The organism is Pirellulales bacterium, assembly GCA_033762255.1.
Lineage (GTDB): Bacteria > Planctomycetota > Planctomycetia > Pirellulales > JALHPA01 > JANRLT01.
Genome location: JANRLT010000008.1, coordinates 16,925 through 33,427, shown reverse-complemented (window position 1 = coordinate 33,427; position 16,503 = coordinate 16,925). Strand labels below are relative to the sequence as shown.

Here is a 16,503-nt window from a genome sequence, read left to right as displayed (position 1 = left end):
CCATGCGAATACTGCCCCAAAAATTATTGTCCTGGAAAATCGCCTCTTTACTGGTGGTTTTTCTCTCGCACGGCTGGGTAATTACTGAATCCCTTCCCGCCCAGGAACTGGGCAAAAAATACGCCGTGATCATTGGCGTGGAAAAGTACGACCCCGACGAGCTTAACCAGCTTAGCTATGCCGTGGACGATGCCGAAGCCCTGGCCGCGGAACTGACCCGCTTGCAGTTTGACGTAACTGTTATGACCGAAAACGCCAAACTCCCCCAACTCAAACCCAACACCGCCGAAAAAATCATCGACGTGCTAAAGAATCGCGCCGCGGGCCTGACGGCGGAGGACACCCTGTTACTGGCATTCATGGGGCACGGCGTTCAATTTGCCGCCGATAAAAAACAGCCCGCCCCGGATAATGACCAAGACTCCGACATTCAGGAACTTTATTTCTGCCCCGAGGAAGCCCGCCTGCAAGAGCGCGACACGCTATTATCCCTTTCGTTAGTGCATAAGGTGCTGGAAGCCAGCGCCGCCGGTCGTAAGCTGCTGATCGTTGATGCTTGCCGCAATGATCCCCAGCCCCAGGCCAAGCGCCGCGGAAAGGAAGTCGAGCTAGAGCCGGTGGGCCGCGCCGTTCGCACGGTCCCTCGCGGAATGCTCGCTCTGTTTAGCTGTTCTCAGGCCGAATCCAGCCGCGAATACCCCGAACTCCAGCATGGTGTTTTTACCGCCCATGTGCTGAAGTATTTGCGGGGAGAAGCCGACGCGGCGTTTTATCCTGAAAATCAACTAACTCTGTCAGAGCTAACACATTACGTCGCCCGCGAGACCAAGGATTACGTCTGGAAAAAAGATGGCAAGGATCAGATTCCGATCGCCTACGGCACAATCACCCCCTGGGTTCTGGGCAAAAGCGCACCCCGCCCCGCGAACCTCGACGCTCCTTACAACCCTACCAAAGTCCAACAGGCCCAGGCTGCTTGGGCACGCTATTTAGGACGTCAACGCACAGAGAAAACCACGCAGGGCTTGGAGCTGGTGCTAATTCCTCCGGGGAAAGGGGTTTCCCAGCCATACTATCTGGGAAAAACCGAAGTCACCCAGGCTCAGTATAAAAAAGTGACTGGCAAAAACCCGAGCTACTGGGCCACGAGTGGCGAAGGGGCCGCCAGACTGGCAAAATTGGGCCTGGATGATCCCGCGGAATTGTTGCCGGTGGAAAATGTGACCTGGGAAGAGGCGGATGCGTTTTGCAAGAAGCTGACGGAGCTTGAGCAAGCGGAAGGGAAAATTCCCGCGGGGTACGCCTATCGCCTGCCCCTGGCCGTGGAATGGGACCACGCGGCGATGATTAGCCTGGAGCGGGGAGGAGTGGAGTTAACCGAGCGGCAACTCGAGCCAATCGCCTGGTTTGCCGATAACGCGGACTATCACGCCCAGCCGGTCGCGCGATTACGGGGGAGTTCGCTGGGGATTTATGACATGCTGGGTAACGTGACGGAATGGTGTCTGGACGAAGCTCCCAATCAGCCGAACCAGCGGATTCACCGGGGCGGGGCGTTTACGGACAGCGCGGAGTTTTGTGATGCGGGGCGGGTGGCCTCGGCCCCGGTGGACAAGCGGTACAACATTCATGGCCTGCGGGTCTGCCTAGGCCCGGTGCCGGCGCGGGGGAATATGGAAAATCAAGTGGCGGAATAGAGTCTAAGGGGCGAGAGAACAGGGGTCAGGGGATAGGGGTCAAGCGAGCGGTGGATGTAATTCCGCCGGTAATAAAGGGTCGTGTGGGAAGGAAACGAATAGCGAATCAACATAACGAGAATTTAACTCAGAGTCCTTGCGCGCGAATGAATTGTTCATTGTGCCTGTTGAACTCTTGCTATCATAGTCTCGAAAGGGGTCGGCATGTCAACAAGATTTTTGTCCATGAGTTTGGCTTTAGTTATCATCTGGCCGGCTCTTACCCATGCCGCCGAACCCGAAATCGCCGACGGAGCACGCAAAATCAACGCTGGAATTCTCAAAGCCAACTTGCAGCGCGTGGGCGTGTTCCCTTGCTTGCTGCAGCAGGAATCTGATTCTTCTGGCGTAACATCGGCCAAGTTTGTTCGCACGCCCCATAGCGAACTGTATACCGAACAGTTACAGGGGCTGCTACTCGACACGAGCGGCGGCAATTATCAGGTGGTGGATACCTTGGACATGGCCGCGGGGCTAGCGGATTCGAAATTGGATGTCAGCCAACTCAAAGGAAGCGCGCGGGAATTTCAACCATTGGTAAAGCGGATTGATGGCGGGCTGGATGGCCTCGTCGTGGGAACCATACGCTACCGACCGATGGACCCCAATGATTTCCGCAATTTTTACCAGGCGCGGGATATCATTTGGAAGTTGTATAAAACGGCCGACAATAGCGTGGTCGCCCAGGATGTGGTGGAAAAGCCCTACACCATCGCGGATGAAGTGTATCAAGGCCTAAGTCGCGAGTTTTTTCGCTGGGAAGGGAACGTCTTGCGGCCGATTGGCTTTGGATACGCGATGCCTCCGATAAAGGATATTGGCCTCAAGCCCAGCGATCCCTTGGATCTGTACGGCCTGATGCGGGAGGATAAAAACAACTCGCAGCCGCATCCGATTTTTAATCCCCGTTGTCCCTATAAGGTTGAAATTGTGGTCGACGACCAGCCGCGGGGGTTGTACGTGCCCCTCTCTCCCGAGCCACAGCGCATGACCGGAAAAGTGGGGGTCTGGGAAGGGCAACTAACCGAAGCCCAAAGAGCCGCGTTGCCGTTGGGGCAAAGCTTGCGATCGGACAACGTGTATGTGCGGTTGAATCCCGGGGAAGAATTTTATATCCATGTGAAAAACACCAGCCCTCGGCGCGTCCTGGTGGCAGTCCTAGTAGATGGCGTGAACATTTTGGGCAAGAACAAGGAAATTCCCGACGAATCGTGCAAAATCTGGACGCTGGACGCTGGCAAGGAAGGGCGCTTTCGCGGCTGGTATACGGGCGAAGCGGGCAAAGAGCAGCGTGAAAACTTTGTCGTGACACGATTTGAAAATTCCATCGCGGCCAAGCTGGGCGTGACGGACCGGGTGGGGACGATCACGGTGGTCTTCTTTAACGAAGGGTTGCCCCAGCGTCGGCAAATAGCGCCGTATGAGCGCCAATACATGGTTGAAAGCTATTTTGATCCCCGAAGCAAGCAAATTCATGTCTATGAAGGGGAGGTTCCCGAACCGCGGGATATTACCACCAGCGCACAGCCAGGCGATCCGGGACTGGGCATTGGCGGAAAGAAACCCGTCGCCAGCCCATTGGGCCGGTTACAAAAAGTACAGGCCAGCGGCACGATCCTGGCGGCGATGACGATCAACTACGCCACGAAGGAGGAGATTGTGCAAGTGGAGGAACGCCGCAAGAATTTGAATCAGTTTGCGGGGTTTGGAACTCCCCTTCCTCCGGCGGAGGTGGGTGCCGATGGAAAGGCAACCCCGCCTCCTCCTCCGCCGTCAACCGAATGGGTGGAAGTGCCGACGAGTTGGAAGTAGGGTGGGTGATTTTATCAATCGGTGCCAAATTCAATCTTTCAAACAAGAGGTTCAGTCATGTTTGTTTGTGTTCGTATTTTTAGCTTGGTAGTTATCTTTGTATTCATCCAGGTTGCTTATGGCCAAGAAAAGCCGCTAGAGGAATCCGCGGGTAAGATTGCGGCAAGCTTGCGTGAAAGAGGGTTAACGCGGATTGGCGTCTTGCCAATTGTTTTGGAGCAGGAAATCAACCCTTGGCAAGAGACAAACACAATTACGGCAAAATCCAGCCAACTGGGAGAACTCTATTGCCAAAACATGCAAGAATCGCTTCTAAACCAAAGCCAGGGTGATTTTGAAGTGGTGGATTTGGCAGATCTTGCGGTGGCGTTAAAATCGGCACGGATTGACATTAAATCCCTCACTGGGACTTCCCAGGAAATCACGGCGCTTGCCAAACATGTTGAGGGGGGCTTGGAAGCAATCGTCATTGGCACATTCCGGGATCGTCCGCTTGAGCCAGGATCGGGATTTCAAACCCGTGATATTATTTGGAAGACTATTTCGATAAAGAATAAAAGCGTGCTTTCCCAAGTTTCTCGCGAGGATCCATATTCCTTAGCGGCGGAAGTCTACCAAGGCCGGAGCCAGGAATTTTTTCGCTGGGATAAGAATGTGTTGCGACCGATTGGATTTGGAAAACACTTCAAAGGTCCATCAAGTACAGCGCTCAAGCCCAGCGATCCACTGGTGCTATACGGCCTATATGCCGATAAAGCTAGTCCTGTCCAGGATTTTGCGATCTTAAATCCAAACTGCCCCTACAAAGTTCAATTTGAAGTTGACCGGCAAATTCAAAAACTGATGGTCGGCGTTATGCCCCAATCCATTGAAATGGCTACAAATATTCGCGATGAAAGCAGTAGCAATGAATCGCCAGTATCAATTATCGCAAAAGGAAATCCGCTTGATTCCACCTCTATTTATTTGCCCATCAATCCTGGCGAAGGTTTGAAAATTCGTATCCGCAACGATTCGCCAAAACGGGTGATGGTGGCGATTTTTGTGGATGGGATCAATATCCTGGGAAAGCGACGCGAATTGCCGGATGAGTATTGTCAAGTCTGGGCATTGGAAAAAGGAGTGACTGGTACGTTCAGTGGTTGGTATTCTGGACCGTCTGGAACAGAACAAGTGGAGCCTTTTGTCATCAAACGTTATGAGGATTCCGTGGCCGGAAAGTTAGGCGAAACGGAACGCGTGGGCACGATCACATTGGTGTTTTTTAATGAAGGCTATCCCCAACGCCAACAAATTAAGCCCTATGGTGATAACAATATTTATGAGCAAGTAGCGAGTTACGATGAGCAGTCGGGTAAGGTCAGGTTTTTTGAAGGATACCCCATATACGTGCAAAAGTCCGCTGCTTATGAAATCGCAATGGGCGGTAAAAAACCCCAGCCTAGTCCCTTAAAGCAAGTGAAAGTCCAACCTAGCGGGACAATCCTAGTGGCGATGACCATTCCTTATGCGACTAAAGATGAGATCGTGCGGGTCGAAGATCGTCGCAAGAATTCCCTTAAATTGTCGGGCTTTAGCAGAATACAATTCCCAGAAAACGTGGACGCCAATGGAAAAATAGTTGAACCCCCTCCCCCTACATGGGTGGAAGTGCCGACGAGTTGGAAGTAGGGTGTAAATCCGGCTTTCAGCCCTTCGCATGCATAGTTTTACCCTTCCTAGAGGGGACGCTGCGATTGCCGCAATTGAAATATGCACGGCTGGGATAGGCTAGGCCTATGACCCACAAGAAGAATTGAGGAAGTATCTCTATTGTTCCTCGCTCCTTCTTTGCGCTTTCTTGCAATTTTTGCGGCAAGACCTTTTTCGCCATCATGCAGTTTATGTGGCCAACAACTACTTGCCGCACTATCCAAACTTGACGCAATACACCGGCGGCAGGTGTTCGCTGACGCATTGCCAGCTTTCTCCTTCGTCGCGGGTGGTATAGACCGAGCCGGTCGTCGTGCCCAAGACCAAATTCCGCCCGGTCCCGTCAATCGCCAGGGCATGGCGATAGACAATGTCATACGCATGCTCTTGGGGCAGGCCCCTGGTCAACACTTCAAACGATTCTCCCCCGTCGCGGGTGCGGCTGACGACCAGTTTGCCCCCCACGGGGATCCGCTGCTCGTCCTTGACACCCGGCACAAACCACGCCGTGTCACCGTGCCGCGGGTGGACCGCCACGGCAAAGCCAAAGACCGAGGGGACGGCATTGGTGATCTCGGTCCAACTGGCCCCTTCGTCCACGCTGCGAAAAATCCCGTTGTGGTGCTGGGCCCACAGCTTGTGCGGCTCGGCCGGACAGCGGACGATCAAGTGCGGGTCCTGCGTGATGGGGTTGTATTGTTGCTCCGGCGGCAAGAATTCGGCCCGCATCCCCTGGCTGCGCACGGCCCAGGTTTGGGCGGCGTCGTTGGTTTGCCAGGCGCCGCCGCTGGAAACGCCTATGATCAGACTGGAGGGATGGTGGGGATGTAAACAGATCGAGTGAATCCCCGGATAATCGGCGCCTCCCCCCATCCATTGGCGGCGTTCCGGCAGATACCACAACGACTCGACAATTTGCCAGCTATCACCGGCGTCAGTGGAATGAAACAGCCCCCCCGGCAGCGTGCCGCACCACAACTCACCCGGTTTTTCCGCCGGACCAGGCTCGAGCGCCCAGATCATTTGCGTGCTCCAGGGAAGAGGCTTGCCCCACATGTCCAGTTCCTCATAACCCTCGGGCTTGGGAGGATAGGCGGGCGCGGCGACTTCCTGCCAGGATTCACCCCCGTCGCGCGAGCGATGCAGCTTGACCCCAAAGTGCCCCAAATTAAGCGCGGCATACAGCGCGCCGTCCCGCGGGTCTGATACGAGCATCGACACATGCTCGCCAGGGAACCAGAATTTGTGGATGCGCCAGCGGTCGCCGTCCGGTAAAAGTTGAAACAAGCCTTTGCGGGTGCCAAGATAAATGGGCTGCATAAATAAAGGGTAAAAGGAGCGGGGCGAGGCGTGGGTGATGACAAAGATTTACGGGGAAACGCCTATTTTGGCCTATCCCCCCGGGGAAAAGCCGTTCAACCGCCGGAAAGCGCTTGCATGATGCACAATTCGTCATGTGGTTCGATGGGGTCGGATTGTTCACGTCGATCTTGCAATGGCTGTCCATTATGAAACAGCATAATATGCTTGCGCACATTCCCCTGTTCGTCCAACACATAATGGGCCAAACGGGGATTTTCACGCTGCAGCTCTTGCAGCACCGCGCGGACGGTATCTCCCGGCAATGTTAACTCCGGGCAATCAATATGTCGCCGCAGGTTCGGGGTAAAGGTGACGCGCGGCATGGGAGAAGGGGCGAATAAGTTGATATGGCGTGGTTGCACAAAAATTCCCACCGCCACATGGCAATTATGCCCGTTACGCGGCAAAGTTTTCACGCAATTTTTGCGATTCGATTCTAGGAAGAACGCATTGATTAGGCTATTGTGAGCAGGTTGGCAAAAATTGCCATCCCCCTCTTGGTGGCAGACGGGATGAAAGTTGACGCTACTGTTTCCCAAAGTCATTTTATGCGCCCGCCAGAGGCGACTTGTCAACTACTTTTATGAAAGAATCCCCCCCCGCAGCGTCCGTCACGTCGGCTGCCGCCGCAGAGATCCCCTTGCCGCCCACTCAGTATTTCCCCTCCACCCCCTGGCACTGGCGGGCCGGCATCTTGGCGGGAATTATCATTTTGGGCGTGGCGGCCTATGCCCTGCGGCAGTCGATCGGGCTAAAAGGGCAAGCCGCGGTGGGGATTGTATTCTTTTTTGGCCTGGTGGCGGCGATGTCGGCCAACTTGCGGGCGGTCAACTGGCGCACGATAGGCTGGGGAATCGTCCTGCAGGTGGTGCTAGCGTTATTGGTGCTACAGGCAAAATTTGAAATCAATGGCTATCAATATTCGGTCTATGGGGCATTTCAACAAGCGGGGGAGGGGATCAAGCAACTGATTGAGTACTCCAACGCCGGCGCGCAATTTGTGTTTGGCTTTTTGGCCAAGCCGGGCGCCATCGCCCCCGTCCTGGGGGATGATAACGCGTTTGTATTTGCCTTTAACGCCCTCCCGCCGATCTTGTTTGTCTCGGCGCTCTTTACCCTGCTTTACCATTATGGCATTTTGCAGTGGCTGGTCCGCCAGCTCGCGCATGTGATGGTCTATTTTATGGGGACCAGCGGGGCCGAAACGCTTTCAGTCGCGGCCAATGTATTTATGGGCCAGACCGAGGCGCCGTTGATTGTCAAACCGTACGTCCCCCGGATGACCCAGTCGGAACTATTTACCCTGATGACCAGCGGCATGGCCCATATTTCCGGGGGGTTGATGGCCATTTATATCAAGTACGGGGCCGATCCGGTGGCGGTGTTAACGACCTGCATCATGGCCTGTCCCTGCAGCATGTATTTGGCAAAGCTGTATATGCCGGAAGTCAGCACACCCGAGACCAGCGGCACCATCCAGCAAAAGCGTGAAAAATCCCCCTATGCCAACGGCGTGGACGCGATTGCCAGCGGTACGGGCGAAGGGTTGCGACTGGCGCTTAACGTGGCGGCCATGTTGATCGTGTTTGTGGCGTTTGTGGCGATGATCAATGGCGTTCTGGGCGGGCTGGGGTCGCAGCTTGCGGCGTGGACCGGCTGGGACGTGCCCCCGCTCTCCCTGGAATGGATCTTTGCGCAGGTTTTTAGCCCGGTGGCGTTTCTCATGGGAATCGAAGAAGCCGACCAGGCGCGCATCGGGCAGTTATTGGGGACCAAGCTGGCCCTGAACGAGCATGTGGCCTACCTGCAAATGAAAGCCTGGAAGGCCGATCCGGAGATTGAGATTTCACAGCGTTCGTACCAACTGGCCGCGTTTGCCCTGACCGGGTTTGCCAACTTTGCCTCGGTGGGCATCCAAATCGGCGGGATTGGCGCCATGGCCCCTGAACGCCGCGGCGATCTGGCCCGGCTGGGGATGCGGGCTTTGTTCGTCGGTTTTGTGGCGACCTTGCTCAACGCGGCGGTGGCGGGGTTGTTTATCTAAGCGGGGATCGACGTACCTTTGCTATCACCCACTAGCCACGCCGCAAGGACGCCTTAGATGGCCCAGAGTTGGGGGACCGGCCGCTTTTTGATTCCTGTAAATCCAGCCGACTGCTCCCATGCGGCGGCAATCCGTGGATCATAAAGCCAATCATGCTCTGCGGCAAATAGCTCGTTTCGCAGCTCATTCGCCTCGTCCTCCGTGCTAGGGGGTAACGTTGATGATTCGATATGGGCGTGATAACCCGCCAAGGGGTTTCCCACGCCAGAACCAAAATTGGAATCGATAGGCAAGTAATCCGCGGCGGAAACAATACCGTCAAAGTCCCCGTCACCCAGGGTCCACCCGGCGGATAAACCGGGAGTGACCGCGCCTAGATTCGAATCCACCACAATATAATCACTGCCATCGACTTGGCCATCCAGATTGTAATCACCGGGATAGGTAAATCGGACCACAACCTGGTTAAAGCCGGTCCCCAGGGATGAATTGCCGAGCGTTAAATCATAAAAGGGATTTCCCGTGTCGCCAAATTGGCTATTAACGTTGTCCACCGCGGCCAAGATTCTTCCACCGCCCGAGTTTGTCACCGTGGTGCTGCCCAGAATTGGCACGGATTGACCCGCCTCCAGGCCAAAACTGTAAAAATTATCCAACGCCGCCGTGATAGTGGCCAAGGTTTGCGTTTCGGCGGGCGAGTAATAGACTACCAGGTCATTGTCATTTAAATCGAGGATGGCATCCGCGGCCAAGCTGAGCGCGGGGGCGCCGAGAGCCGTGTTATTTAGCACCACTAATCCCGCGGCTCCGCCATGGGGACGAACTTGCAGCTTTCCGCCCGACAAGATAGACAACGTTGTCCCCCGCAATCCATCCGTGATCATCGTGGCATTGGCGGAGATCGCCACGTTTAGCATTCCCCCGCTGGCGGTCCCGTTTAACGAGACGCTACCCGTCAACACGGCCAGGGTATTGGCATCGGCGCCGCCGTCAAAAATAAAATTCGTGGACAGGGCTTGACCCCCGCCATCCAATTCGAGAATGTCATTGCCGCCAAGACTAAAAATTTGCAACACTGGTACGTCGGCCAAAGCGGCGAAATAAGTTGGTGATCCCGCCAGCGAACTATTCACAAATACCTGCAGCAATGAACCCGCGCGACGAATATGGATGAGATCCGCGACGGCGGTTCCGGTAACCTGGCTTAATGTCGGCGTGCCGCCGGCCGCGCCGCTCGGGGACGACTGGCTGGCATTGCGCACGGCGCGCACGCGATAGGTGTACGTAACAAATGACTGCAACTGGCCGTCAAGATGACTGGTGGAATTGGCTGGCAGGGTAACCAGCGGGTTAAAATTAACACCATCGGTGGAGCGCTCTACCAGGTAGCCGGTTTCGGTTGTGTTGTTATCAATCCAGGAGAGAAAAATTTGCGCGGGTGATTGGATCACCGCCTGCAGGCCGGAGGGGGTTATCAGGGGAGGCAAGTCGGGCGTGGCCGATGCCGTCGCGGTATAAGTGGACACGCCGGACGCGTTCTCGGTGGCCAACCGATAGTAATAGGTGGTGCCGGTGGTTAAGCCGGTGTCTTCAAAAGTGGTGTTATTCGGCGCGACATTGACTAAATGGACAAAATTTATATTGTCCACGGAACGTTGCAGTTTGAATAATGTCTCATTAGTCGACAGATCCAGCCAGTTAAGGCTAATGCTAGTCGTGCTGGAAGGAGTGGCGGACAAATTGCCCGGGGTCACCGGCGCGAGATAATTTACGGTATGCGTCGCGGTATTTGACGGCGCTGAACTGCCCGTGACATTCGCGGACCGCACACGGTAATAGTAGGTTGCGCCGTTCGTGACCGTCGTATCCAAATAGGTGGTGGTGTTTTTGGCGGTAACGCCTATCTGGGCAAAGGTCAGATTATTTGTCGAGCGTTCGATTAGAAATTGGGATTCGCCATTCGAATTGTCCATCCAATCCAACCGAACGCTACTCGTGGAGGCTGCCATGGCTGTCAAGCCGCTGGCGGAGGCGGGAACCGCCGGGACCGTGAACATCCGATTGCTGGCAATTAATTGTTTACCAACGTTAGGGCCCGCCCAAGAGAGCGCCATGGTGGCTCCCCCGCCCCCTTGAAAAAACTCCAGTTTTACTTCGTATAATTGGCCCGCTTGCAGGTAAATGGAGCCGCTATTTTCCGTGTCGCCATGATACGTCCAATTATCCACCAACGATTGATTGTCAATGCTTAGCCGCACACCGTCGTCGGACAGGGTATAGAACGTGTAGGTGCCGCTGAACCGTGGTTGCACCGCGCCTGTCCACCGGACCGAGAAATTATCCGTGCCCATCCCCGCGATCGGCGCGATTCCCCCCCAACTAAAATTGATGGTGGGATCGTTGCGGTTGGCAAAAAAGTTGATGAAATTCAATTCATCATAGTAGGCGCCCCGCAGACCGCCGCCGCTCAGGTTGGGGGTAAAGCCCACCCTGGTGCCGGATGGCAGGATGTTGCCGCTAATGGCGGTGACATTGGAAATCATGAGTTGATAGCTTGTCCCCGTGGTCAATGGGCTGGCCAGGGTCAAGGTCACCGTCCGTTGGTCCCCGCCCAGCGTGGCGCTGGTTATATTAATCGATGGCGCAAGGGAATAATTCGCCGCCGTGGTCGCCGCTGCGTTAGTCAAGCTCTCGCTAAATGTTACCACCAGCGTCGTGCTGGTGGTTTCGGCGATGCCAGTAATTCCCAACAGTTTGACCACCACCGCGCTACTGGGAGCGCTGGCGTATTGATCGGCGTTAAATGCCGCCACCGTATAGGAGTAATTTACTCCCGGTAATACCGTCTGATCGATGTATGTCGCATAGGGAGTATTTCCTATTAAGACCCCATTGCGATAGACCAGATAACCGGAAACCCCGCTGTCAAAGTCGCGCGCGGTGTTCCAGGTCAACGTCACCCCGACGCCAAAGCCCCCCACCACTGCCTGCAGATTGGCGGGGATTGTGGGCGGGGATAAATCGGAAAAAGTATTAGCCGCGCCGGGGCTGCCAAAAATCAAGCGGCTGGTTCCCCAGTTGGCGTAATCGTTGGCATAGGCGTTCGCGGTGACGCGGGAATAAGTTTTTCCCGCTCCGTTAGCCGGCTCGGTCGGCCAAGGCGCGTTGTCATCATAATCGACGTGGTCCACGCTAATTCGAGGAATATCCGGACCAAACGCCGCGCCGGGGCGATTCAGCCGAATCAATTCACCCGAGCCATTCAGCCCGCCGGTATAAGGCCCAAATATTTGGACTGATAACGGAATGGAATATTTCGCGCGAAACGTGGCCGGGTCGATGGGCACGACCAGGGCGTAGGCTCCAGCGGGAATGCTGGAATTTACCGGAAAAGAAAAGTTAATCGCATTGGAAATGGTCCACACATTGGCCGGGGCCGCGGCATCGTACAGCAGAACCGTTTGGGCGGAAATATTGCGCAGCTCGATATACTCGTCCTGGGTGGGGGCGGGACGGGATAAAAATTCATTAATGACAATCGGGCCGATGATCGGACCACTATTAACCGCGCCCGGGGTTTTGGCGGATTGCTGGACAAAGTCGGAATTCCCGGAGGTTTTTACATATCGGCCAAAGGAAACTTCCGCCGCCGCGCCGGCAAAATCCTTATCCTCTCGATAGCCGGCCAAATTGCCAGAACCATCCACGGAGGTCAAATACGCCGCTCCGCTGACCGGTGTAAAGCTAAAGGTGTCCAGCGCGTTGGGGTTGCCGGAATTTCCAAAATGGGTTTGCTGGGTATATAACAAATAATCGTTGGCGGGAATAATGGTCCCCGCGGGAATGCGAAACTTTGTCAGGTTGGTTTTGGCGTCGCTCAGGTACCAACCGCCGATGTTAATCGCCGCATTGGTGGTGTTGTAAAGCTCGATATAATCGCCGCTGGCGGCGGTGGTGTTTGTTAAAACTTCGTTAATGACCACCGCGTCCAGTGGTAATCCGGCATCCACCGCGCCTGGATTGCCATTGACCAGTTGGCTGGGACGCCAGTAAATCCGCTTGGCGGCCGAATCCACGGCGGTGGCGACGCTATTAATTACCAGCGAAAATCCACCCCCATCGGTATGCGTGTACCATGAATCTTGATAACCGGCGGCGACAATTTGATTGCCCAGGGCATTCTTGAGATCGACCGTGCCGTCGCCATTGGTCAAAACGCCGGTGAATGTTCCCCAGGGAGTAATCGAGGGATATAAAGTGGCAAAAGCGGCGGGGTTTTTGACCAGGACGGCGAATTGCCCGGGGGCCAAGGTTTGCGCCGCAAAATCATAGCTTACATCGCCGCGAATGGTTACCCCCTGCAAATCGATGGGAGTCACCCCGGTGTTTTGCAGCTCGATAAATTCAAAATCGTCCGCGGTGTAGGGACTGCCTAGGGAGGGGGCTGGGGGATTGTAGTGGATTTCGGTAATCCGCAGGGCTGACGTATCCGTCGCGTATGTCCGCGCGGTATAGCCGCTCCAGAGCGAACCGTTACGGGTCCGGCTAAATAGCTGAATAGTGTCATTAATGATCAACGGCCCCGAATAGACCAGCGCCGCGGGATTCAAGCTGCCGTCGGGATTTCGCGGGTCGGTTCCGTTGAGCGTGTAATAGATCGTCCCACCAAAACTGGGATTGGACAACGACAACGAAGTCCCCGCCGCCACGATTCCTTGGGGAAGACTGGCAACCGGGGCCAGGGGAGCCGAGGAATTGTACAAGCCCGCGCCTTGCAATTGCGAAAGGAGCACGCCCGTGCGACCGGGTATAAAGTTGTTGATGATTTCACTGACAGCGGAATTGAAATTAGCCTGGGTAAAAGGTGATTCGCCGGCGCCTTTCCAAACATCGCCCCAACGGGCGGATTCGCCGATAATGGCCAGTTGCAAATCGTTCACCAATTCGGCATGCCGCGCTTGGTTGGCGGCGGTGGTTAGCACGCCGTTGTTGCGCAAAGTTTGCTGTGCGCGCAGGTTAAATGCTTCGCGATAGGCGGGCTCGGCCATCAGTTGTTGATGCAGCCACTGCGGATTGCTTTTGTCAAAGGTTTGTCCCGCGGGATACGGACCGATGCGGGATTCATTGACATTGAGCAGGGTATGTTCGGAATCATGCACTAAAAACTGAAAACCCTGGCGGGCCGCGGGATCGCGGCTGCGGATGCCAAACCAGTTATTAACCGCTGTATTTCCCAAAAACGCCGAAATGGGGGCATCCAAATTCCCGCCATAAAAAATCACCAGCATGTAGTCGATCAGATTATCCACATCCAATAAGACCGGCTTGGAGGGATCCGGGGTGTAATTGGGAAACAATCCCTGGATTTCCTGATACAGGTTAAAGCGGTTGGTGGCGTTAGGCTCGGCGGCAATTTGATTAACCTTGGTCCATAAATCCTGCCACGCCACCAAGTCCCCGTCCGTCGCCACGGTTGAATAAGGCCCGGCTTCGGCCTTCACCACGTCATAGTCCGACTCATCCCCGCCAAAATAGGTCGCTCCAAAATTCGCCTCCGGACGCTCCTCCGTTTGAAACAATCCCCAATACACGCCATTAATGTACAAGTGGTAGTACTCGCCGCGGGTGTAGGGCTGGCCTAAATCCCGCATGGCCAGACGCGAGTAAGCATCCCGGGTTAAGGTCATTCGCCCGTCATTTTGAAATGCCCAGGAGTAGTTTTGCGCGGTGCGCAGGTCGATGGAATCAAATTCAGCGGCTCCCGCCGTGCCAAACAAGGGAAACTTGAGCTTGGCATCCCCATACTCGGAGCGGAAAAACAGGCGAAAGGCATGTTTGGGATTATCCGGCGTGCGGCTAAATCCCCCTCGTATCCGCAGGCCCGCGTTGGCTTGAAAGCCGTCGCTTCCGTCGGGGTTAAGCAATTCCACGGAAGCGGCGCGCTCCCAGGCGATACCTTCGTTGCCGGGATTCACATAAATGCCCGTCGCCGGATCAAACAGGTTCGGCAAATCCGTCACCAGTGAAATCGACGGAATGGCTTGCAGCGCCGACTGCAACTGGGGTCCATACAACGCGCTATTTTTAATATCGGGATCGATCCCATAATCAAATTTGTGGTTATTGATAGCCCGATCCGCGGGCCAGCCCGCCGGGGGACTTCCCGTGGGTGATTGATTCACAACGTCCGCCACAAAGATGTATGTTTGCGTATCGACATTGCTGGGGACAAATCCTGTCTTAAATGCCGCGGCCCGGACCGTGGTTGTGCCTGAAATCGTGATCGGCGCGGTATACACCAACCCTGTCGTGGCCGTCGGCGTGCTGCCGTCCACCGTGTAGCGGATGGTGGCGTCAACCGTGGGAGAGGAGATAACCAAACTAAAGGGAGAACTAAAAAATCCCCGATCCACGCTAAAGGATGTATCCGCCACGCTCCCCTGGGTCGTCCCGCCGCTGTTGGCCGCGCCGGGGGTGGGCGTGGTGTAGTAGTTGAGCGTTGTGCCGTTATAAGTCAGGCTTTGGCTGACTAATTCGGGTTGAATCACAAAATCAGAACTCGAGCTGGTAAAATTTAGCCCATGAATGGCCAGCATATTCGTCCCCGCCGTTAGCATGCCGGGCGTGACGGGGATCACGATATCTTCATATTGGAGGGCCAAACTTTCGTCTCGGTTTGCCGTGGCCGCCGAATCATACTGCAACGTGGCGGGGGCTTGGCGAGAGGCTATCGCCGTGGAATTGCCATTCAAATACGCCACAAAGCCATCATCGTATTTCATCCGCAAGGTCAGTTGATTGACCGTTGCCGGATTAGCCACGGTAAATGGCACGCGAATATAAGCCGTGCTGCGCGTGTTGTACATCTGGTTGGCGACATTCAGGCTGATCAGTCCCGAGTAACTCGTGCCGGAGCCAGGATCATTTTCATAGCCGATGCCGGTCGCGCCCGAGAGCCAACCAGCATCATTAAACCCGGGGTTGGTCCAGGTCAGATTGAGCGAATTATTGGGCGGGATAAGGACTTTGGCCGGGGCATTTGGTCCGATAAGCGTCGAATTGGTGCTGCCAAAGGCGCCGCCATAACTGATATTGGTGCTTTGTAAGGGGAAAGCGGGCGTAAATTCGCTGGCTTTGGTGGTGCCATTCGCTTCCACCAACGCCAAATACTCGCCGTCCGCTCCCAGCTTAAAATTTGTGTGCAATTGCTGACCCGCCACCGCCCGATTTTTGTCAGAGGCAAAAACCACCAAAAAACTATTGGCGGGAATGATCGTGCTGGGAAAACGCCATTTTGTTAAATTGGCCGCATTATCAGTCAAGGACCAATTTTGCAAATTCACCGGACTGGAAGTTGTATTATACAATTCGATCCAGTCGCTGGACTCGCCATCTTGATCAAGCAGGCCTCCGCTGCTAGAGGCCAAAAATTCGCTAATCACAACCGTCGCCATCACGTGGCGGGCTTCGAGAGTTTCAATCGCGAATTGCCGCGCCCGTGCCCCGTGTGATTTTTTACGTCGAAGGGTACGCGCAGCATGATTCCCCGATTGCCTGTTCACCCAATTCCGTAATGCCATGTAACTCTCTGCGCGCGAAGTAGTTGCGCAGTCCTTTTAGAAATGCCAATTCGCTCCCCTGTTCCCGTTCTACGCTCTCCCCCACCGGGTACTCACTCCCGATGAATACGCGATGCAAGTGGCGGCCAACTACCTACAAGGCTTCAACTGTTACCCGTGGGTAAGTGGGTTTGACAATTTATGTCGTCTGCCCGCGGTTATGTTAGGGTTTTCTTGCCACTTCCTAACAAAGCCAGACCCCTCCATTAGCAAGGGTGATGCTCATTATATCCTAACA

7 protein-coding genes are annotated in these 16,503 nt (G+C 55.0%); 4 read left to right on the top strand and 3 right to left on the bottom strand.

Features of this window, described 5'->3' with window-relative positions:
• The first annotated feature begins 2 nt into the window (after window positions 1-2).
• The 3 genes from SFX18_02450 (at window position 3) to SFX18_02440 (ending at window position 5,219) form a co-directional block, all read left to right on the top strand.
• Window positions 3-1,697: an SUMF1/EgtB/PvdO family nonheme iron enzyme gene (locus SFX18_02450; GenBank protein MDX1961984.1), complete on the top strand. Its 1,695-nt coding sequence runs from the start codon at window positions 3-5 to the stop codon at window positions 1,695-1,697.
• Between the two features lie 225 nt (window positions 1,698-1,922).
• Complete coding sequence (locus SFX18_02445; GenBank protein MDX1961983.1) at window positions 1,923-3,548, top strand: hypothetical protein; 1,626 nt, start codon at window positions 1,923-1,925, stop codon at window positions 3,546-3,548.
• A 57-nt stretch (window positions 3,549-3,605) separates the two neighbouring features.
• Window positions 3,606-5,219, top strand: a complete 1,614-nt coding sequence (locus SFX18_02440; GenBank protein ID MDX1961982.1) for a hypothetical protein — start codon at window positions 3,606-3,608, stop codon at window positions 5,217-5,219.
• A gap of 237 nt (window positions 5,220-5,456) precedes the next feature.
• Here the strand turns inward: SFX18_02440 and SFX18_02435 are convergent, their stop codons facing one another.
• Together SFX18_02435 and SFX18_02430 are read right to left on the bottom strand one after the other, a co-directional pair.
• Complete coding sequence (locus tag SFX18_02435; protein ID MDX1961981.1) at window positions 5,457-6,560, bottom strand: hypothetical protein; 1,104 nt, start codon at window positions 6,558-6,560, stop codon at window positions 5,457-5,459.
• Between the two features lie 95 nt (window positions 6,561-6,655).
• Window positions 6,656-6,925, bottom strand: a complete 270-nt coding sequence (locus tag SFX18_02430; GenBank protein MDX1961980.1) for a MoaD/ThiS family protein — start codon at window positions 6,923-6,925, stop codon at window positions 6,656-6,658.
• 260 nt (window positions 6,926-7,185) lie between these two features.
• On the opposite strand from SFX18_02430, the gene SFX18_02425 reads away from it, so the two are divergent.
• Complete coding sequence (locus SFX18_02425; GenBank protein ID MDX1961979.1) at window positions 7,186-8,646, top strand: nucleoside transporter C-terminal domain-containing protein; 1,461 nt, start codon at window positions 7,186-7,188, stop codon at window positions 8,644-8,646.
• Between the two features lie 53 nt (window positions 8,647-8,699).
• Here the strand turns inward: SFX18_02425 and SFX18_02420 are convergent, their stop codons facing one another.
• Window positions 8,700-16,100, bottom strand: coding sequence for a lamin tail domain-containing protein (locus SFX18_02420; protein ID MDX1961978.1), 7,401 nt, complete (start codon window positions 16,098-16,100; stop codon window positions 8,700-8,702).
• Window positions 16,101-16,503: the final 403 nt, after the last annotated feature.

Bases quoted from the DNA above. Each gene is read 5' to 3' on its own strand.
- SFX18_02450 (MDX1961984.1), top strand. From the start codon at position 3: ATGCGAATACTGCCCCAAAAATTATTGTCCTGGAAAATCGCCTCTTTA.
- SFX18_02445 (MDX1961983.1), top strand. From the start codon at position 1,923: ATGAGTTTGGCTTTAGTTATCATCTGGCCGGCTCTTACCCATGCCGCC.
- SFX18_02440 (MDX1961982.1), top strand. From the start codon at position 3,606: ATGTTTGTTTGTGTTCGTATTTTTAGCTTGGTAGTTATCTTTGTATTC.
- SFX18_02435 (MDX1961981.1), bottom strand. From the start codon at position 6,560: ATGCAGCCCATTTATCTTGGCACCCGCAAAGGCTTGTTTCAACTTTTA.
- SFX18_02430 (MDX1961980.1), bottom strand. From the start codon at position 6,925: ATGCCGCGCGTCACCTTTACCCCGAACCTGCGGCGACATATTGATTGC.
- SFX18_02425 (MDX1961979.1), top strand. From the start codon at position 7,186: ATGAAAGAATCCCCCCCCGCAGCGTCCGTCACGTCGGCTGCCGCCGCA.
- SFX18_02420 (MDX1961978.1), bottom strand. From the start codon at position 16,100: ATGGCGACGGTTGTGATTAGCGAATTTTTGGCCTCTAGCAGCGGAGGC.